Annotated in this window: 22 protein-coding genes; 9 read left to right on the top strand and 13 right to left on the bottom strand. The window is 61.0% G+C overall.

Annotated elements, in window-relative coordinates; genetic code table 11:
• From IG629_RS14940 to rfaD, 7 genes are all read right to left on the bottom strand, one after another.
• A partial coding sequence (locus IG629_RS14940; RefSeq protein WP_226886769.1) for a ribose-phosphate pyrophosphokinase occupies window positions 1–900 on the bottom strand: 900 nt, incomplete at its 3' end.
• A gap of 142 nt (window positions 901–1,042) precedes the next feature.
• Entirely contained in the window at window positions 1,043–1,972 is a 930-nt protein-coding gene (locus tag IG629_RS14945; RefSeq protein WP_193172747.1) for a hypothetical protein, read from the bottom strand.
• A 105-nt stretch (window positions 1,973–2,077) separates the two neighbouring features.
• Window positions 2,078–3,226 carry a M24 family metallopeptidase gene (locus IG629_RS14950; RefSeq protein ID WP_319025098.1) on the bottom strand — a complete coding sequence of 383 codons (1,149 nt, stop codon included), beginning with the start codon at window positions 3,224–3,226 and terminating at the stop codon, window positions 2,078–2,080.
• 3 nt (window positions 3,227–3,229) lie between these two features.
• On the bottom strand, window positions 3,230–3,994 hold the full coding sequence (gene pgeF, locus IG629_RS14955; RefSeq protein ID WP_319025099.1) for a peptidoglycan editing factor PgeF: 765 nt from the start codon (window positions 3,992–3,994) through the stop codon (window positions 3,230–3,232).
• Window positions 3,995–4,020: 26 nt separating this feature from the next.
• Window positions 4,021–5,121 (bottom strand): class I SAM-dependent methyltransferase, encoded by a 1,101-nt coding sequence (locus IG629_RS14960; protein WP_193172748.1) that lies wholly within the window; start codon window positions 5,119–5,121, stop codon window positions 4,021–4,023.
• The gene (gene lgt, locus IG629_RS14965) at window positions 5,118–5,933 is read right to left on the bottom strand and encodes a prolipoprotein diacylglyceryl transferase (protein ID WP_193172749.1); all 816 of its coding nucleotides are present in this window, start codon (window positions 5,931–5,933) and stop codon (window positions 5,118–5,120) included. Before lgt ends, IG629_RS14960 begins: the two co-directional genes overlap by 4 nt.
• A 17-nt stretch (window positions 5,934–5,950) precedes the next feature.
• A complete protein-coding gene (gene rfaD, locus IG629_RS14970) occupies window positions 5,951–6,943 on the bottom strand; it encodes an ADP-glyceromanno-heptose 6-epimerase (protein ID WP_193172750.1) in 993 nt (330 codons plus the stop codon).
• 156 nt (window positions 6,944–7,099) lie between these two features.
• Between rfaD and IG629_RS14975 the strand changes: the two genes are divergently transcribed.
• From IG629_RS14975 to proC, 3 genes are all read left to right on the top strand, one after another.
• Window positions 7,100–7,447: an accessory factor UbiK family protein gene (locus IG629_RS14975; RefSeq protein ID WP_193172751.1), complete on the top strand. Its 348-nt coding sequence runs from the start codon at window positions 7,100–7,102 to the stop codon at window positions 7,445–7,447.
• 229 nt (window positions 7,448–7,676) lie between these two features.
• The gene (locus tag IG629_RS14980) at window positions 7,677–8,180 is read left to right on the top strand and encodes a type III secretion system chaperone family protein (RefSeq protein ID WP_193172752.1); all 504 of its coding nucleotides are present in this window, start codon (window positions 7,677–7,679) and stop codon (window positions 8,178–8,180) included.
• Between the two features lie 7 nt (window positions 8,181–8,187).
• On the top strand, window positions 8,188–9,000 hold the full coding sequence (proC, locus tag IG629_RS14985) for a pyrroline-5-carboxylate reductase (RefSeq protein ID WP_193172753.1): 813 nt from the start codon (window positions 8,188–8,190) through the stop codon (window positions 8,998–9,000).
• Here proC and IG629_RS14990 read toward each other — a convergent pair whose 3' ends face one another.
• Window positions 9,001–9,327 carry a cupin domain-containing protein gene (locus IG629_RS14990; protein ID WP_226886760.1) on the bottom strand — a complete coding sequence of 109 codons (327 nt, stop codon included), beginning with the start codon at window positions 9,325–9,327 and terminating at the stop codon, window positions 9,001–9,003.
• Between the two features lie 102 nt (window positions 9,328–9,429).
• On the opposite strand from IG629_RS14990, the gene IG629_RS14995 reads away from it, so the two are divergent.
• From IG629_RS14995 to IG629_RS15010, 4 genes are all read left to right on the top strand, one after another.
• Window positions 9,430–9,864, top strand: a complete 435-nt coding sequence (locus IG629_RS14995; RefSeq protein WP_193172754.1) for an Lrp/AsnC family transcriptional regulator — start codon at window positions 9,430–9,432, stop codon at window positions 9,862–9,864.
• A 76-nt stretch (window positions 9,865–9,940) separates the two neighbouring features.
• Window positions 9,941–10,555 (top strand): TetR/AcrR family transcriptional regulator, encoded by a 615-nt coding sequence (locus IG629_RS15000; protein WP_193172755.1) that lies wholly within the window; start codon window positions 9,941–9,943, stop codon window positions 10,553–10,555.
• A 162-nt stretch (window positions 10,556–10,717) separates the two neighbouring features.
• The gene (locus tag IG629_RS15005) at window positions 10,718–11,143 is read left to right on the top strand and encodes a phasin family protein (RefSeq protein ID WP_193172756.1); all 426 of its coding nucleotides are present in this window, start codon (window positions 10,718–10,720) and stop codon (window positions 11,141–11,143) included.
• 134 nt (window positions 11,144–11,277) lie between these two features.
• Entirely contained in the window at window positions 11,278–11,613 is a 336-nt protein-coding gene (locus tag IG629_RS15010) for a tRNA-binding protein (protein WP_193172757.1), read from the top strand.
• Here the strand turns inward: IG629_RS15010 and IG629_RS15015 are convergent.
• The 3 genes from IG629_RS15015 to IG629_RS15025 all read right to left on the bottom strand — a co-directional run bounded on the left by IG629_RS15015 (window position 11,610) and on the right by IG629_RS15025 (window position 14,308).
• Window positions 11,610–12,968 carry an ATP-binding protein gene (locus tag IG629_RS15015; RefSeq protein ID WP_193172758.1) on the bottom strand — a complete coding sequence of 453 codons (1,359 nt, stop codon included), beginning with the start codon at window positions 12,966–12,968 and terminating at the stop codon, window positions 11,610–11,612. The genes IG629_RS15010 and IG629_RS15015 overlap by 4 nt on opposite strands.
• A gap of 102 nt (window positions 12,969–13,070) precedes the next feature.
• Complete coding sequence (locus IG629_RS15020; RefSeq protein WP_193172759.1) at window positions 13,071–13,781, bottom strand: response regulator; 711 nt, start codon at window positions 13,779–13,781, stop codon at window positions 13,071–13,073.
• 8 nt (window positions 13,782–13,789) lie between these two features.
• Window positions 13,790–14,308 carry a MarR family winged helix-turn-helix transcriptional regulator gene (locus IG629_RS15025; RefSeq protein WP_193172760.1) on the bottom strand — a complete coding sequence of 173 codons (519 nt, stop codon included), beginning with the start codon at window positions 14,306–14,308 and terminating at the stop codon, window positions 13,790–13,792.
• Between the two features lie 124 nt (window positions 14,309–14,432).
• Here IG629_RS15025 and IG629_RS15030 point away from each other — a divergent pair, with 124 nt between their 5' ends.
• Window positions 14,433–15,338, top strand: a complete 906-nt coding sequence (locus IG629_RS15030) for a branched-chain amino acid aminotransferase (protein ID WP_193172761.1) — start codon at window positions 14,433–14,435, stop codon at window positions 15,336–15,338.
• An 85-nt stretch (window positions 15,339–15,423) separates the two neighbouring features.
• Window positions 15,424–16,176, top strand: a complete 753-nt coding sequence (locus tag IG629_RS15035; protein WP_193172762.1) for a thioesterase family protein — start codon at window positions 15,424–15,426, stop codon at window positions 16,174–16,176.
• Between the two features lie 153 nt (window positions 16,177–16,329).
• On the opposite strand, the gene IG629_RS15040 is transcribed toward IG629_RS15035, so the two are convergent.
• The gene (locus tag IG629_RS15040) at window positions 16,330–17,457 is read right to left on the bottom strand and encodes a type III PLP-dependent enzyme (RefSeq protein WP_449867053.1); all 1,128 of its coding nucleotides are present in this window, start codon (window positions 17,455–17,457) and stop codon (window positions 16,330–16,332) included.
• Window positions 17,458–17,746: 289 nt separating this feature from the next.
• Window positions 17,747–18,469: an N-acetylmuramoyl-L-alanine amidase gene (locus IG629_RS15045; protein WP_193172764.1), complete on the bottom strand. Its 723-nt coding sequence runs from the start codon at window positions 18,467–18,469 to the stop codon at window positions 17,747–17,749.
• Window positions 18,470–18,474 lie beyond the last annotated feature (5 nt).

An 18,474-nucleotide genomic window follows, 5' to 3' on the forward strand; every position in this document is an offset into this window, starting at 1 on the left:
GCTGATCCGTCGGATCGACTCGCCGAGCAGCGGGGCGACCGAAATCTGCCGGATATTCCGGGCTACCCGGACGGCTTCGGTGGTCGCGATGCTGTCGGTGGTGACCAGCGATTGCAGCGGAGAGGAGGTCACGCGCGCAACGGCGCCGCCAGACAGCACGCCGTGTGTGATGTAGGCGTCGACGGAAACCGCGCCGGATGCCATCAGAGCTTCGGCCGCATTACAGAGAGTGCCGCCACTGTCGACGATATCGTCGACCAGAATGCAGCGCCGGTCCTTCACGTCGCCGATGATGTTCATGACCTCGGAGACGCCGGCACGCTCGCGGCGTTTGTCGATGATCGCCAGATCGGCGTTCAACGGTTTGGCCAGGGCACGGGCACGCACCACGCCGCCGACATCGGGCGAGACGATGGTGATTTCCTCGTCGCCGTAGCGTTCGGTGATGTCCTTGTGGAACACCGGTGCGGCGAAAAGGTTGTCGGTCGGGATGTCGAAGAAGCCCTGGATCTGACCCGCATGGAGATCCATGGTCACAACCCGGTCGGCTCCGGCGGAGGTGATCAGGTTGGCGACCAGCTTGGCGGAGATCGGTGTCCGTGAACCCGACTTCCGATCCTGCCGGGCATAGCCGTAATAGGGAATGACTGCCGTGATCCGCCGGGCCGAGCTGCGCTTCAGCGCGTCGAGCGTCACCAGCAGCTCCATCAGGTTGTCGTTCGCCGGATAGGAGGTCGGCTGGATGACGAAGACGTCTTCCCCGCGCACGTTCTCCTGGATCTCGACGAACACTTCCATGTCCGAGAATCGGCGGACGTCGGCTTTCGTCAACGGCATGTTGAGGTAGGCGGCGATTGCTTCCGCCAGTGGCCTGTTACTGTTACAGGCCAGGATCTTCATACGAACGTCTGACATTCGTGCCCTGTGATCTCGGTTGGGAAAGGAGCGGTGAAATCCCTATCTTGCTGTGCGTGATCTCCGGGAAATCAGCATCAGTAGAAGCGGGCGGAACATATCAGCGCGTGTTGAAATCGTGCAAGGGTTATTGCCGCTTTGTGACAGGTTTCTCGCCTACTCTCTGGCGCTCATAGGCGCGCAGCAGCGGAAGCAGGCCTTGCAGTGCGCCGTCGGCGATCAGTGGAGAGGCGGCTACCCAATTGTCTTCCATGCTACCGGAAGGCACCGCGTTCTGCTGGTCGATCACGCCGATTTCCCGGGCGGCAGGATCGATGAGGCGCCAGGAAATGGAGACGATATCCGTATCCGAATTGATTGGTTTGATGTCGATCCGTCCCTTCAGGGACAGGATGCCGTCCGGAATCGCTCCGTTGTTCTCGACCGCCACCCCGCGGGCGCGAAGCGTGCGCAACAGGGCCTGACGCAGGATCGCGTTTCCGCTGCCAGCCTTGCCTTCAATCAAATCAACATAAAGCGGGGGCAGACCGGCTGCGGCGACGGTTTCCAGCTGAGGGAGCAGCCAGGCTGCGATCCCCGGCGCATTCTGGTTGGAGATGTCCTTGAAATGGGCCGCGTCGGGCGTCTCCCAGAACGCGGAAGGCGGGACTGAGGAGACACGCTTCTCGCCAATGACCTTGCCGGATGGATCGCTCAGCTCCCAATCAAGCACCAGTTCGGCCGGCTGTCCGATGTGGAGTTGCTGGTAGCCCTGACCTTTAAGGACATAGCTGCGCTTGTTCCGGGCGCTGGCGCTCGCAATGACATTATGTTTGACCAGCGATTGCGAGAGCGCCGCCGCCATGGCTTCTCCGACCCAGGATACAGGTCCCTCGATCGGCTCGACATATATGCCGGCGGCTTCGGGGGCGAGTAGAAACTCGATGTTGGGCTTCGCGTAAGGCTCTCGGCTGAACGGGCGGGGGATTTCCCCGCAGCCGGTCAGGAATAGCGTCAGCAGAACCGGCAGGATGAACAGGCGGCCGAAAAGGTCCCGGCCCGGGAGGCTGTCTTTCATGATGCGGGACTTAAATCACCAGGGCACAGCTGACAAGCAGCCCAAGGACCGTTGCGGCGAACAGGATATGGAGATGAGGCATCCTTCAACTTTTTCCCTGCGGCGCTACTTGTGGACAAGATCGAGCGGCAGTTTCGACAGCCGTTCGTTTCCGTCCTCGGTAACAATGAATGTTTCGCCAAGGGTCATCGCGAGGTCCTTGTCGCTGTCCATCAGGATCATATGGGCGAAGAACACCATACCGGGACGGATTTCAACCGGATTGCCATGGTAGAACATCGGGAAGTCCATCCAGATGGGGGCGAAGACGGCGCCGAGGGAATAGCCGCAGGCATTCATCCGGGCATGCCTGTAGCCGCGCCGATCCATCACACCGGCATGCGCGTCGAACACCGAGCCAACGATATTGCCGGGGCGTAGCGCCTCTCGGCAGGCCTCCAGCGCCTCGACGCAAGCGCTGTGCATGTCCACGTGCGCCGGCTTCAGCGGGCCGATGGGGATCGTGCGCATCATGCAGGCATGGTAGTGCCGGTATGCCCCGGCAAACTCCAATGTCAGTTGATCCTCGGCATCCAGCGTGCGGCGCCCGGTGAAGTAGCGGCAGAGCAGAGCGTCGGAGCCGGAGCCGATGATGAATTCGTTGCCGGGGTAGTCTCCGCCGCCCTTGAAGACAGCCCCCTGCATGGCCGCGAGTATGTCTCCTTCGAAAGCGCCGGGGGCGGTCAGGTCCTGACCGGCAACGAGGGCATCGTCCGCCAGTGCGGCGGCGCGGCGGACAAAGGAGAGCTCCTCCGGCGACTTCACCACGCGCAACTCCGAGACCAGCTCGGAGCTGTCGATGAGTTTGCAGAAACCGTCCAGTTCCGTGTTGATCGCCATGCCGTTCCGTGCGGTCAGGCCATAGGCTTCGTATTCGATGCCGAACGTCTTCCCGGCGCCGCCGAACTCGCTCAACATTGCTTTCAGCTCGCTCGCCGGTGTTGCGCCGTCCCGGTCCACCCAGATCCGGATGTCCTGGATCATGCTGGTGTTCTGCGCCTGCCGGAGGTCCGGCGCCCGTGTCATCAGGGCAAGGCGCCCGTCCGCGCCGAGATAGAGGCACTGGAAGAAGCAGAATCCGAACGTGTCATATCCTGTCAGGTAGAACATGCTCTCCTGGCGGAACATCAGCAGGCCGTCTAGGCCGCGGTCCTGCATGAGGGCGATAGTCCGCGCGCGGCGATCCGCGAGCTCCTTTTCGGTGAAGTGCAGCACAAGCTACTCCGATATGACGATGGTTGAGAGCTGCCGGCCGTAATCCGGCTCGTTGCGCAGACGGGAACGCCGGTAGCTGAAGAAGTTAGGCTCGTCCTTGCAGGTATCGCAATCGAGCCGGTAGACCTCGCCCAGCCCAAGGTTGGACAGACGCGAGGTGCAGTAGTTCGAGAGGTCGAACTGGAAATGACCCTCGCGTGCACCGGCGCTGAAATAGGCGGCGTTGTTCTTGTCCTGCTCCAGGAACGGCTGGGGGAATTCCGGGCCGACCTCGTAGGACGCCTGACCGATACACGGGCCGACGGCGGCCTGGATATTGTCCGCCCGGGCGCCGAGTTCGATCATTGCCTCGACTGTCGCTTCCATGACGCCGTTCAAAGCACCGCGCCAGCCCGCATGGCAGGCACCGATGATGCCATCGGCCGGGTCGGAAAACAGAACCGGCGTGCAATCCGCTGTGAGGACGCCGAGGGCGACGTTCTTGAGGGATGTCACCATGCCGTCGGCGCGCGGCGGCTCGTCCGGTCGCTCATCGCTGTCGATGACATGAACCGTGGCGGAATGGATCTGATTGCAGGTGAAGAGGAACTCCGCATCGCAATCGATCGCCGCCATGGTCCGTGCCCGATTGGCGACAACGGCTTTTCGTGTGTCTCCGGACCCGAGCCCACAATTAAGCGAGCGGTAGATCCCCTGGCTGACCCCGCCGCGTCTTGTATAGAAAGCGTGGCGGATCTTGCCCGTGTTCATTTCGTCAAGCTGTATCACCCTGAAAAGGCTCCTGTTTCACACAGCTACCGGTTTCGTGGCGGGCCGAAACCGGGAAGCGCACCTGCTCCCGGGGCGGCAATCGCCACAACCTTGAACAGCGTGCCCATTTCGGCGGGTTCGATCAAGCGGCGTGCGCCGCTACGGATTGTCGCCGCCTGTGCGGGCGAGGCATTACTAACAAGAGTTTCGACGCGGGCCTCTATGCCAAGCGCGGAAAGAAACTGTCCCTGTGTCACGGTGCCAAAGCAGATGCATCCGCCGGACGCGGCACTGTCGAGCAATGCGTCGAAGTCGACATGGGCGGTCAGATCCGCGGTCCCTGGCCTGTCCAGCACGTCCACATACTGATGGCCGCGCAGTGCCTGAAATGTATCGCCAAAGGCGCTTTTGCCGTGGCCGTAATCGAGGAACAGCCCGGCGCCGCCACAACGGGCAATATGCCGCGATATCTGTTCAGCGACGATCCGGCCGCCCTCGCAGATTTCGAATATGTCGCCATCGGCCGGGGAGAGGGTGGACGGCGCCAGCCCGGTTAGTTCCACAGGTGCCGGCCTATCCGTCCAGCCGAGTTGGCCGTTTATTTCGTCCAAGTGGATGCAGCGCTCCTGCCATGCACCGCCGCGATGGATCAGTTGCCGGATCGGCAGGGCATCGAAAAATTCATTGCCGAGAACGATGGAGGGCTGGTTCGGGAGCGTCTCGGGCCCGTCATGCCAGGTGACGTCGATATCCGGCAGCGTGGCACGCTGAAGCGCGCGAAGCCTCGGGCTGGCCTCGACGAGATGGACGTCAATGGCGTCGCGAAAACCCGGCACGATACGGGCAGCACGAAGCGCATCGGCCATCAATGTGCCGCGGCCGGGGCCGAATTCGACCAGCGCGATTTTGGACGGGCTGCCGGCCTGCTGCCAGACGGCGGCGCACCAGAGGCCGATCAACTCGCCAAAAACCTGGCTGATCTCCGGTGCTGTTATGAAGTCGCCGGCGACCCCGAACGGCTCGCGCGTTGTGTAATAACCGTGCTCGGGATGCAGCAGGGCTTCCCGCATATAGCGCGCGACGGTGAGCGGGCCGTCCGCTTCGATCAGGGCTTTCAGATGAACGGAAAGCGGGTCTGCCGTCATGCGTCTTCCGGGATAGGGGGACGGCGGAGAGCCCAGACCATGACCGCGATCCCGACCAGGATCATCGGTACTGAAAGAAGTTGTCCCATGGTTGCGCCGGCAAAAAGGAAGCCAAGCTGCGCGTCGGGCTCCCGGAAGAACTCGACGATGAAACGGGCAGTGCCGTAACCGGCAAAGAACAGGCCGCCGACGGCTCCGGGATAGCGCCTGATATCGGTGCGGGCGATCAGCAGCACAATGACGACGAAGAGAAGCAGACCTTCCAGGGCCGCTTCATAGAGCTGGCTCGGGTGCCGGGGCATCGGGCCGCCATGCGGAAACACCATGGACCAGGGAACATCCGCGGCCCGACCGTAGAGCTCGCCGTTGATGAAGTTCGCGATGCGTCCGAAGAACAATCCGATCGGCGCTGCCGCTGCCACGATGTCTCCGACTGCAAGCGGATTGATGCCGCGCCGCCGGGCGAACAGGAAAAGCCCGACGAGTGTGCCGAGCATGCCGCCGTGGAAGGCCATCCCGCCTTGCCAGACCATCAGGATTTGCGCCGGATTTTCGAGATAGTATGGAAGATTGTAGAACAGCACATAGCCGAGACGGCCGCCGAGCACGACGCCGAGCGTGGCATAGACAAGCAGGTCATCGAGCGAAGCCGGGTCCATGAAACGTGGCGCGCGGCGGCACAGATGAGCGCAATAGCGCCAGCCGAGCATCAGGCCGGCAATATAAGCCAGTGCGTACCAGCGGACAGCGAACGGCCCGATAGAGAAGATCACCGGATCGATATTCGGGAAAGGCAGGCCAGCCTGCTCCATCAGTGTCGCTCCCGCGCTCAGCGATAAGGATCTTCGGTGTCGAGATAGTCCTGAACGTAGCGTCGCACGCCTTCTTCAAGCGGGGTGAACTGTCCCGGATATCCGGCGTTCCGCAGCTTCTCCATGCGCGCTTCGGTGAAATACTGGTAACGGTCCCGGATCTCCACCGGTGTATCGACGAAATCAATTCGCGGGTCCTTCTCAAGCGCGACATAAACAGCGCGGGCGAGATCGCCGAAGGAGCGGGCCTGGCCGGTGCCGAGATTGAACAGGCCGGAGACATCCGGCGTGTCGTGCAGCCAGATCATCACGTCCACACAATCGCCGACCCAGACGAAATCGCGAAGCTGTCCGCCATCCTCGTAATCCGGGTTGTGTGAGCGGAAAAGAGTGGCCGGCAGGTTGGCTGCTGCGCGCGGGTAGATCTGCGCCACCACACTCTGCTGGCTACCCTTATGGGATTCGTTGGGGCCGTAGACATTGAAGAATTTGAGCCCGGCCCACTGTTTCGGAGTCTTACGCCCCTCGGCAACCAGCCGGGCGATCCGGCGGTCGAACAGATGCTTGCTCCAGCCATAGGGGTTGAGCGGCTGCAGACCGGCAAGGCCCTCGATGCTGGCATCGTCCTCGAAACCTTCGCTGCCGTCGCCATAGGTGGCGGCGGAAGAGGCATAGATCAGCCTCGCATCATTGTCGGCGCACCATTTCCAGAGATCGACGGAAGTCCGGAAGTTCTGTTTTACGATGAAATCGGCATCGCGTTCGGTGGTGGAAGAGCTGGCGCCGAGATGGAACACAGTCTCGACCATGCCTTTATGCGACTCGAGGAAGCTGAAGAGGTCTTCCGGGGGAATGATGTCGGCAAGCTCGCGCTTTGCGATGTTGCGCCACTTCTCGCCGGAGCCGAGCGTGTCGCAGACCACGATGTCCCGGGCCAGGTCCTCGCGTTCGCTGAGCGCGGCGACCAGGTTCGATCCGATAAATCCGGCGCCGCCTGTAACGACAATCATGCTCGTTCCTCCGCTCTTCGCTCTATATGACTGTTTCTCGCCCGACGCGGATTGCTTTCGCAAGCTCGAAAGTAGTAGGTCTGGGGACGGACGCTGCTTGTGCCCCGGGGTTCTGCCGATATTCCGGCAGCCGCGGCCAGATAGGAGGAGCCGCCGATGCAGACGAATAACAGGTTTTTTGACGACATCGCCAAGATGGCGAATGGCGCAATGTCCGCCGCGGCCGGTGTCCGCGAGGAGATGGAACAGCTGATTCGGCAGCAGTTCGAACGTTACCTCGGCGAGCACGATCTGGTGACCTATGAGGAGTTCGCGGCTGTGCGCGAACAGGCAAGCAAGGCGCGGTCCGAGCAGGAAAAGCTTGCAGAACGGGTCGCGGTGCTCGAAAAGGAGCTCGCGAGCCTCAAGGAAGCCAAGGCGAAGACCACGCGCCGGGCACCAAAGCAGGCAAAAACAACGGCTTCCGCCAAATCTGCCTCGCCGGATGCGGCAAAGAACAAATAAGCCGCTGTTTTGTAAAGAAAACTAAATATACCAATATTTCGGACGCGACCCACGAAATATAGGTTGATCGTGGGTTTCGCATTTGAGAGGCTACTTCTTGTGGTGTTTGGCGATTGGCACCACGCTAGATCTAGCCGGGCTGTTAGTCGCGGTCCGGCGGACCGAGCTTCCCTGTCTACGATCGTCCCGGAGCGCCGGACAGCGCACCTCTCAGAGGGGGTTTGATAGTATGTCTCTGACTTACGTCGAAACGGTTGAAGTTCCCCGTAATCCGTTAGACCTGATGGAGGAAATTGTCGGAGCCAATGATTGGGCTCACGAGCGTGCAAGCACAGACGAGCTTGCCGTCGAAATCCAAGGCCGCTGGGCTGACTACCGGCTCTTTTTCCTCTGGCAGGAGGATATGGGAGCGCTTCACTTCTCGTGCATTTTCGAAAGCCGGGTTCCGGTCGAGAAACGGCGCGAGGTCCATTCCCTGCTTGCAATGATCAACGAGAAGCTCTGGCTCGGTCATTTCGACCTCTCCACCGAGGACGGGACGCCGATGTTCCGGCAGACCTGCCTGCTGCGTGGTGCGCATTCCGCGAGCGTCGAGCAGCTTGAGGATCTTGTGGATGTTGCCCTGACCGAATGCGAGCGCTTCTTCCCCGCGTTCCAGTTCGTGATCTGGGGCGGAAAATCGGCGGAAGAGGCGATGCAGGCTTCTCTGCTGGATGTTGTCGGAGAAGCTTGACCTTCAAATGAACAAATCTCTCCTGCTGCTTGGATGCGGCAAAATGGGCGGCGCCCTCCTTCAAGGCTGGCTTGAAAAAGGCTACGCCGCTCATGGCATCTGCGTCATCGAACATTCCGAGGCCGCGACGGCCCAATTCGAAGGCATCGACGGTGTGACGATCGTCCGTGATATTGCGGACGTCCCGGAAGATTTCCATCCGGGCATGATCATGCTGGCGCTCAAGCCCCAGATGATGGATGCGGCGGCTCCGCTCGCCCGCTATGCCGGCCCGGAGACTGCCTTTCTCTCCATCGCCGCCGGCAAGACCATCCAGTACTTCGAGAGCCTTCTCGGCTCCGACGCCGCGATTATCCGGTCAATGCCGAATACGCCGGCCGCGGTCGGGCGCGGGATCACCGCCTATGTCGGCAACAAGGCCGCCAGCCAGGAACAGATGAACCTGGCGGGCGACCTGCTGTCCGCTGTCGGTGAAGCGCTGGAGGTCCCTGAAGAAGGCATGCTCGATGCGGTCACGGCCGTTTCCGGCAGTGGTCCGGCATATGTGTTTCTGGTCATCGAGGTGATGGCGGCGGCAGGTGAAAAGCTTGGCCTTCCGGCAGATCTCGCCATGCGGCTGGCCGCGGCCACCGTGTCCGGTGCGGGGGAGCTTGCCCGGCAATCGGATGAGCCGGCCGCGCAGTTGCGCCAGAACGTCACCAGTCCGGGCGGAACGACGGCGGAAGCCCTCAAAGTGCTGATGGCGGATGACGGCATCGGTCCGGTCTTCGAAAAAGCACTGAAAGCGGCGGCCGACCGTTCCCGGGAACTTGCAGGCTAGCTACACGCTGCCTTCCTGTTCAATAACGAGTATTCTGGCTTCGCCGATCGGCTCGGCGACATGCGAATCTCCGTCCTCGGCGTGGAAGATGTCCCCCGGTGTCAGCCGGATGGACCGTATTTCAGTTCCATCCAGGTATTTCATGTCGACTTCGCCGTCGAGCACGACGAAAACTTCCGGGCCATCGTTCACGTGCCATTTGTAGGCTTTGTCAGTCCAGTGCAGCCGTACGCTGGCATTCGCGATAACCTCGATATCCAGCGCTTGCCAGGCCTTTGAGGGGCGGAAGTCTGCGGCGTTGTAGTGCTTCATTGTGGGGGCCAACATCACGGTTTCAGGATCGTTCCTTGGTCGCAGGAAACGGCGCGGCGGGCAATTTGCGGGCTGACGTATCTGCCTTGCGAAAGGACGTGAATTTGGGAGGACGTCATGCAAAATGACGGAAAGCTGGATCCAACGAACCGGCGGTTGCTGGCTCTGCTGACGGAACACGGCCGTACCAGTGCATCCGATCTGGGCCGAAAGCTCGGCTTGTCGAGAACAGCGGTGCAGGACCGTATCCGGCGCCTGGAAAAAGCCGGAATCATCCTCGGCTACACAGCGATAGTGTCGGATGCCGAAGACCTGCCGCCTGTGGCGGCATTGGTGTCGATAACCATTTCAGAGCGACCCTGCGCCCCTGTCCTTGCGCACCTTCAGACATTGCCGGAAGTCGAGAGATTGTTCTCCGTGGCGGGGCCGACGGACGCGGTGATCCTCGTTCGGGTCTCCGATACGCAGGCGCTGTCTGCACTGGTCGACCGGATAACCGCGATTGAGCATGTCTCTTCAGCGACGGCAGCGGTGGTGTTGGGCGAGTATTAGCAGTAACCGGCGCGATGCGATTGTTTTGGCGCCGGTCCGGGACATATCGTGAAAGGGATGGCAACAGGAGCAGGCCATGGCACCGGTAGACAGCGACAAGGTTCTCGATGCGGTTCTCCAGACTGCGGGCGAGCATGGCTGGAGTGATTTGACCATTGAGATGGTGGCCGAGCGTGCCAGCCTTTCTGCATCTGAGATTATCCGTCTTTATCCGGGCAAGCGCGCGATACTGGATGCCATGGCAGACAGGTTTGAGCGGCAGGCAGACGAGACCGTCGATGCGGAAGCGCGCGATCCGTCCCTGCCGGTGCCGGAGCGGCTTTTTGACGCAATCATGACCCGGTTCGAGCTGCTGCAGGAGCATAGGGACGGTTATGCAGCGATTTTCGGCGCGGCGCGATCGAACCCCTGTTTGGCGCTTGCCGGCTTGGCTCGCCTCACTCCGGCGATGGGCATGGTGCTTCGGCAGACCGGACTCGATCACCGTGGGCCGCTCGGTTGTCTGCGCCGTAAGGTTCTGGGCGCACTCTATATTTCAGTCCTGCAGGTCTGGCTCAATGATGAGAGCGAGGATCTTGGTCCGACCATGGCCGCTCTCGACAAGCGGCTGAGACAGCTCGACGAGATTGTTGCGTCCACCCCCATGCGGCGAAAAAACCATTCAGAAGAAAGCAGTTTTTCAGGGCGGTGAGAGTTTTGTTGCAGTGCAACATATATCTTGACATTTACCTGAGATACGCCGATATCAATGTGGATAGTGCAGTGCAAAATAACGCTGTGACGCGAAAAATAACCACCGTATCCCGGTCATGATGGCACGCGTAATACGGGGTCAAAAATGTGGAGACGTTCAATGGCCAAGCAGGAAAACCCGTTCCTCAATATCGATTTCCAGAAGATGATGATGGACTTCAAGATGCCCGGCATCGATGCCGACGCGCTGATGAATGCGCAGCAGAAGAACATTGAAGCCATCACCAGCGCCAACCAGCTGGCCGCAGAAGGTCTGCAGGCCATTGGCAAGCGTCAGGCGGAACTTTTCCAGCAGGCTGTTGAGGAATCCCAGAAAACCCTCGGCGATCTGATGACGCAGGGTGCGCCGGAAGATCGGATTGCCAAGCAGGCCGAGACGGTGAAGACCACGATCGAGCGCACTGTTACGAACCTCCGCGAAATCTCCGAGATGCTCGCGAAGTCGAACCAGGAAGCCTTCGAAGTGATCAACAAGCGCATCACCGAAAGCCTCGAGGAAGTTCAGTCCCTCACCGGCAAGAAATAAGCTTTCCCCGAGAGAGTGCGAAGAGCCGTCGGAGCTTCTGGTTCCGGCGGCTTTTTGTTTTTCGGGCTGGATTAATCCCACTTCACGACAAATGCATGAGCGCATAAAGTCCGCTTCCGAACAGGGAGCTTCTTATGACCATCGAATTCTCAGACTTTCAAAAAGTTGAGATCCGCGTCGGCACCGTGACCGATGCTCAGCCATATCCCGAGGCCCGCAAGCCGGCGATCAAGCTCTGGATCGATTTCGGACCGGAGATCGGTGAGCGGAAGACTTCAGCGCAGATCACCAAGCACTACACGCCGGAAGATATGAAGGGCAAACAGGTGGTTGCCGTCGTGAACTTCCCGCCGAAACAGATCGGCAAGTTCATGAGCGAATGCCTGGTCGTCGGTTTCCCGGACGAGGATGGCGAAGTGGTACTGATCAGCCCGACACTCGATGTCCCGAATGGCGGGCGGCTGTACTAGACCGGCATTCTGATCCGGACACGCAGGCCGCCCAGCGGCGATTCCTCCAGGCTGATCTCGCCGCCGTGACTATGGACGATGTCGCGGGCGATGGTCAGGCCGAGGCCGGTTCCGCCCGTTTCCGGATTGCGGGACGGGTCGCCGCGATAGAAGGGTTTGAAGACGCGACCGCGCTCAGCCTCAGGGATGCCCGGGCCGTCGTCATCAACGAAAATCTCATAGGCATCGTCGGACGCATCAAGCGTGATACGCACGGTTTTTGCGTGCCGTCTCGCATTTGACACGAGGTTGGTGAGCGCCCGTTTCAGAGATTGCGGTTTCATCTCCACAGGCGGTATGGGGTGGCTGCTGACTTCAAGTTCGAGAGGGATGCCGCCGCGCCGCTCGCCGATAGCAAAATCCGTCACCAGAGCCTTGATATCCGTTGTGACGGCGGCCTCTGTCCCCTCGCCACGGGCAAAGGCGAGATAGCCTTCGACCATCCGCTCCATATCCTGCACATCGGCCTGAAGTTCCTGCACGGCCTTGTCCTCGCCGAGCATGGCGAGTTGCAGTTTCATCCGGGTAAGCGGAGTACGCAGATCGTGCGAGACGCCGCTCAGCATGTCGGTGCGCTGTTTGATCTGGCGCCGGATCCGGGCCCGCATCTGCTGGAAGGCTTCCGCCGCCTGCCGGACTTCGTGCGCGCCTTCCGGTTTGAAGTTGGGAACCTCGCGGCCCAGCCCGAAAGCGCGGGCGGCAATGGCGAGCCGCCGTATCGGTCGGATCTGGTTGCGCATGAAGATCAGCGCGATGGCGAACAGGATCAGGGCGCTGCCCAGCATCCACATGACGAAGATATAGGTGGTCGAGGTATAGAGGCGTTTCTCGTGTGCCAGCACCTCAAGCACGCCATCCGAAAGCTGCACCGTGATGGCGATCTGCCGGTCGCCCGCGTCGGTGTCGACCATGAAGGGGCGGCGCACCTGCTCGGTCATGGCATGACGCATCTGGCGCAGGGTCGGATCGAACAGGGTGACCGTGCCGCGGTTTTCCAGGATGGCGCCGGACCGGTAGGTGACGACCAGTCCAAGATGGTTTCGGGAAAGCCGGTCAATCCTGGCCAGGGCGGCCGGGCTGGAATCCGTCTCGACTTCCGTGACGATCAGGGCAATGTCTCCGGAGAGTGAGGTCGCAAGCCGGCGCACCATCGTGTCCCAATGCCGGTCATAGAAAACATAGGTCGAGATCGCCTGCATCAGGATCAACGGCGTCAGGAAGATCGCCAGCGCCCGTCCGAAAAGAGTCTTCGGCATGCGGCGCTTCAGCCAGGACCGGCGCTTGGTCCGCGGGGCGTTTTCGGCAAGTGTCGCCATCGATCGGATGCGGCTCTTTCTGTTGGCGTTCAGGCGCGAAGATTACGGGTAATGATAAAAGAAATCGGTGCGTGCCGATAGCAGTGCGCATCGGTGTGCCGGTCAGGCGTCGTTCGTATTTGCCTTCAGAACGTATCCTTTACCGCGTACGGTCTGCAGGAAGCGGGGAAACTTGGGATCTTTCTCGATCTTCCGGCGCAATCGGTTGATCTGTACGTCGACGGTGCGTTCATGGCCGTTCACCGCATTGCGGGCAACCAGATCTTGACGGCTGAGCGTGCGCCCCGGCGTCTGGGCAAAGCAGCCGAGCAGCAGTGCTTCCGACTCGGTCAGATGGACCGCGCTGCCTTCCCGCGTAAGCTCACCGCCCGTCCGATCGTAGATATAAGGGCCGAAACTGACACTTGACGTTGCTTCCGACATGTCCGGGGTGGCGGAACGGGTGCGGCGCAGGATCGTGCGGATGCGCAACAACAGCTCGCGCGGCTCGAACGGCTTGGTCAGGTAATCGTCGGCGCCGGTCTCCAACCCTTCGATGCGATCTTCCACTTCCCCCATGGCCGTGAGCAGCAGGATTGGAAGATCGCGGGTCTGTCGCATGGAGCGGGTCAGCTCGAAGCCGGTTTCACCGGGCATCATGACGTCCAGAACAATCAGGTCATAATCGATAGCCGCCAGTTTGCGCCTGGCATCGGCGGCATCGCCTGCGGCGGTAATACGGAAACCGTTCTCGCTCAGAAAGCGGGTCAGCAGGTCGCGCAGCCGACTGTCATCGTCGACTACCAGAATATGCGCCTGATCCACGGTGTTCATCTTACCGTTCAACCCTTGCCGCGGCGTTGTACCGGCATGGTCGGGGTAACAATCTCGAACCGCTCCTGATCGTTCGGATCGATGATGCCACGTAGCACCTCGCGAAACCCTTGAACGGCCTCTGCCCCGGCGGCCTTGTAGGCGCGGGCGATCCGCTTGCGCTGGTTTTCCGTCAGCCGGTGCTCCAGATCGACACCTTTTTCGGTCAGGGTCAGCAGTTTCTTGCGCCGGTCTCCCTGATCGGTGGTCTGGTCGATATAGCCTTCATTGACAAGCTGGCTGAGCACGCGCGACAGGCTCTGCTTGGTGATCTTCAGGATCTTCAGCAGGTCGGTCACCGTGATCCTGGGATTACGGCCGACGAAATAGATGACCCGGTGATGAGCCCGGCCAAGATCGATCTCCGCAAGGATGGCGTCCGGCTCTCCTGTGAAGTCCCGATAGGCAAAAAACAGCATCTCTATGCCTTGCCTCAATTCCTCCTCCCGCAGGAATAGCGGGTTGGCCATGCTTTTTACGTCAACCATGTTGACTTATTTCCTTTTGAATGTTAGTTCTTCGCCCGTGTTTGGGTAACAATCTAACCAAAGCGCCCGTCAACATGAACAATTCGAACGGGTTAGGCTTTGGAGCTTGCTGGGATGAAACTTCATGAGCCTGCTTCCTTTCGATGATCGCGACGGTGCCATCTGGATGGACGGTACCTTGTTGGACTGGCGTGACGCCAAATTGCATGTACTTAGCCACGGGCTGCATTATGCCAGTTCGGTGTTCGAGGGCGAACGGGTTTATAGCGGACAGATCTTCAAGTCCCGCGAGCATACCGAACGGCTGCATCGTTCCGCCGGAATTCTGGGCTTCAAGATCCCTTACGATGTCGATGCCATCGAGGCCGCCAAGCAGGCGGTGATCGACTCTATGGGGATCGTCGACGGTTATGTCCGCCCTGTTGCCTGGCGCGGTAGCGAAATGATGGGCGTCTCCGCCCAGCAGAACACCATTCACCTCGCCGTCGCCGCCTGGGAATGGCCGTCCTACTTTGATCCGGAAGCGAAGATGAAGGGAATCAATCTGGATATCGCCAAGTGGCGCCGTCCGGCTCCCGACACTGCGCCGACGAACAGCAAGGCCGCCGGTCTCTACATGATCGCGACCATGTCCAAGCACGATGCCGAAGCGCGCGGGTTCCACGATGCGCTGATGCTGGATTATCGCGGCTATGTCGCCGAGGCGACCGGCGCCAACATCTTCTTCCTGATGGATGATGGCCGTCTGCACACGCCGACTCCGGACTGCTTCCTCGACGGCATCACCCGCCGCACGGTGAAGCAGCTCGCTATCGATCTCGGCTACGAGATCGTCGAGCGGCATATCCGGCCGGAAGAGATGGCGCGGGCAACCGAATGCTTCCTGACCGGAACTGCCGCGGAAGTAACCCCGGTCGGCACCATCGGCACCTACAAGTTCACGCCGGGCGAGATGACCCGCAAGCTGGTTGACGCCTATGACGTGGCGGTGCGTGCCCACGCGACGGGCGTGCAGGTCGCGGCCGAGTAAGGCAAAACGATCACCGGGCCTGGGGGAACGATCCCGTTCTCTCCGGGCACTGGACATATCTTTCGTGAACGGGGGAAGCTGACATATGACAGCTTCCCCCGTTTGCATATTCGACGGCACCCATTGGGTTCCCGGACCGCTTGCCAAGGGACCTTTCCCGGGGCTGCATGGCGGCGTCGTAGGCGGCCTGCTTGCCGCCGAAATGGAAAAGACATCCCAGGAAAGCGGCGGCGGTATGGGGCTGCAGATGTCCCTTTCCCTGCTGCGCCCGACACCGGTGGAACCGGTCGCGATCTCCGTCCGCACGTTGCGTCAGGGCCGCCGTTCTCTCCAGCTCTCCGCGGAACTCGTCGCTGGCGGCAAGACCTGCGCCGTGGCGAGCGCGCTTTTCCTGACCCCGGAGGCATTACCATTCCTGGAGGAACAACCCGTGGAACGGGTTCCTGTTGCAGGCCAGGATTTCCATGTCGGCCGGAGGATGGACCAGCCCTGGTTTGCCGATGCCTGCGAGATGCGCCGGGAAGAGGGCGGCCGTGTCTGGATGCGGCATCTCAATCCGGTGGTGGAGGAGATGGGGCCGCTGACACGCGTTTTGTCATTGGCGGACTGGGCGACTGGTCTGTCACGCCCGTCCTGGGTCGATGCGGAAAAGGTGGTTTTTCCGAACCCGGAGATCACAATTCACCTGCACCGGCCGCCCGCTGGTGCCTGGCTGGGGGTCGACTCGCAGCCGTTCTGGAATGCCAGCGGTCTCGGTATTACCGCCAGCGACCTCTACGATGAGGCCGGCTATCTAGGCCGGGCAACACAGCCTGTTGTGCTCGCGGTGATGGAGTAAGATGACTACCGTTTCCTGGCTTCGCCCAAAGTTCTTTAATCACTGTCATCCCGTCGAAAGACGGGACCCAGAGATGACGGGCAACGCTCCGTGATCCTCTAGGTCCCTGCGTCCGCAGGGATGACGTATAGGACGATGGGGATGCCTGCGCGCTCAGATGCAGACGCTGGCGAGTGGTGGCAGGCCGTTGAAGGCGACCGAAGAATAGGTCGTCGTGTAGGCACCGGTACCGAGAATCCAGACCTTGTCGCCGACCTTCAGGTCGAGCGGCAGCGGATAGGGGTTTTTCTCGTACATGACATCGACGCTGTCGCAGGTCGGCCCGGCCAACACGGCAGGCACGGCTTCGCCGGAGCGGATGGTCTCGATCTGGTAGCGGATGGCTTCGTCCATGGTCTCGGCCAGTCCGTTGAACTTGCCGATATCGAGATAGACCCAGCGCGGCGCGTCACTGTCGTCCTTCTTGGACACCAGAACGACTTCGGCCTGGATAATGCCGGCATCGGCGACCAGGCCACGGCCCGGCTCGATGATCAGGTCGAGCGTGCGGTCTCCGAACTGCTCGCGCACTGCCGCCATGACGACCGCGCCATATTCCAGCAGGTCGGTCTCGCCATTGTCGTAGCGCGCGGGCATGCCGCCGCCGAGATTGATCATACGCAGGCCGACACCGGACAGGGCCAGCCGCTGCATCAGTTTGGCGACATCGGTCAGCGCTTCGCGCCAGGCGCGCGGGTTTTTCTGCTGAGAGCCGACATGAAAGGAAACACCATAGGCATCGAGGCCGAGGCGGTCGGCCTCAATCAGCAGGTCTCCGGCCATCTTTACGGAGCAGCCGAACTTGCGGGACAGCGGCCAGTCGGCACTGTCGTTCTCCGCCAGGATGCGGCAGAAGACGGACGCGCCCGGCGCGGAGCGGGCCAGCTTCTCGAGCTCGCCTTCGCTGTCGAAGGAGAACAGGCGGACACCGCAATCGAAGGCTTTGCGGATAGCGCTTTCTTTCTTGATGGTGTTGCCGAAGCTGATCCGGCTCGGGCTGACGCCACGGCTCAGCACCAGATCGATCTCACCCATGCTGGCGCAGTCGAAATACCCGCCGAGCGCAGCCACCCGGTCGAGGATCTCGACCGACGGGTTGGCCTTGATGGCATAAAAGATATCGGCGCCGCGGAAACCGGCAGCCAGGGTGTTGTAGCGGGCTTCAACCATCTCGAGGTCGACCGCGAGCTGAGGGCCGTCGATCACTTCGGTAGCGAAATAGTGTGCCAGGCGTCCGGACACGTCGGAAACCGCACGCGCTACCGACTCCTGTTCCAGCTCGACGAGCTGAATGGAGGTGTTTTGATTATCGGAACAAGGAACAGCGGCAATCGCGCCGCGTTTCGGCTCAAGCATCGGTGCTTCCCTCTCGGAACCGGTCCATTGGGACCTGAGTTTCAAAAAGGACGCCTCGTCGTTGCTTAACCTGCTTGGCTATCTCGCCTGGGCCAGTGGCACGTGCGCGCGTCGTGCGGACCATATGAACGTGTTGATGTGGTTATGCAAGTAGAAAGGGGCGCAAAAAGTGCGCTCAGGCATGAATTATTCTTGAATGCACCTCGCGAATGCGCGCTGCTGTCTCCGGCGTCAGGGCACCGGTCAGGTCGCGCGGCATCCAGCGGCGCTGAAACGCGAGCAAGACGCTGCGTGCTGACCGGCTCATCACGGTATCCTCAGGAGCCGCATATCCGATTTCCGAGAGCAGTCGCATCGCCTCCGAGAAATCGATGACTTCGGCGGCTGCTGAAGCCTGGGCGGGCCAGAGGCCGATGCCGCTGCGGGCAAGGCTCTCCCAGTTGAAGAGCTCGCCCGGGTCTTCCTTGCGGTCCGGGGCGACATCGGAATGGGCGAGGACACGCGTCGGCGGGATGGGATGGCGTCCGAGGATGGCTTTGGACAGGTGCGTGAGGCAGTCCATCTGCCTGTCCGGGAAATGTCGATAGCCGTATTGATGGCCCGGATTGACCAACTCGATGCCGATAGAGCGGGCATTGATGTCCGTTGCGCCCTGCCAGGAGGCAACGCCGGCATGCCAGGCCCGTCGGGCTTCATCGACCATCCGGTAGCAGCGGCCGTCCTCGTCGATCAGATAATGGGCGCTGACCTTGGCGTCAGGGTCGGTCAGCCGGTCGAGGGCAGCCTCGGCCGACTGCATGCCGGTATAATGCAGCAGCAGTATGTCGATCCCTGTCCCGTCCGGGCGAGCGTCGTGGTTCGGGGAGGGGCGCTCAATGATGTTCTCTATTCCCCCCATCCCGT

This window comes from Nisaea nitritireducens, assembly GCF_014904795.1.
Taxonomy (GTDB): Bacteria; Pseudomonadota; Alphaproteobacteria; order Thalassobaculales; family Thalassobaculaceae; genus Nisaea; species Nisaea nitritireducens.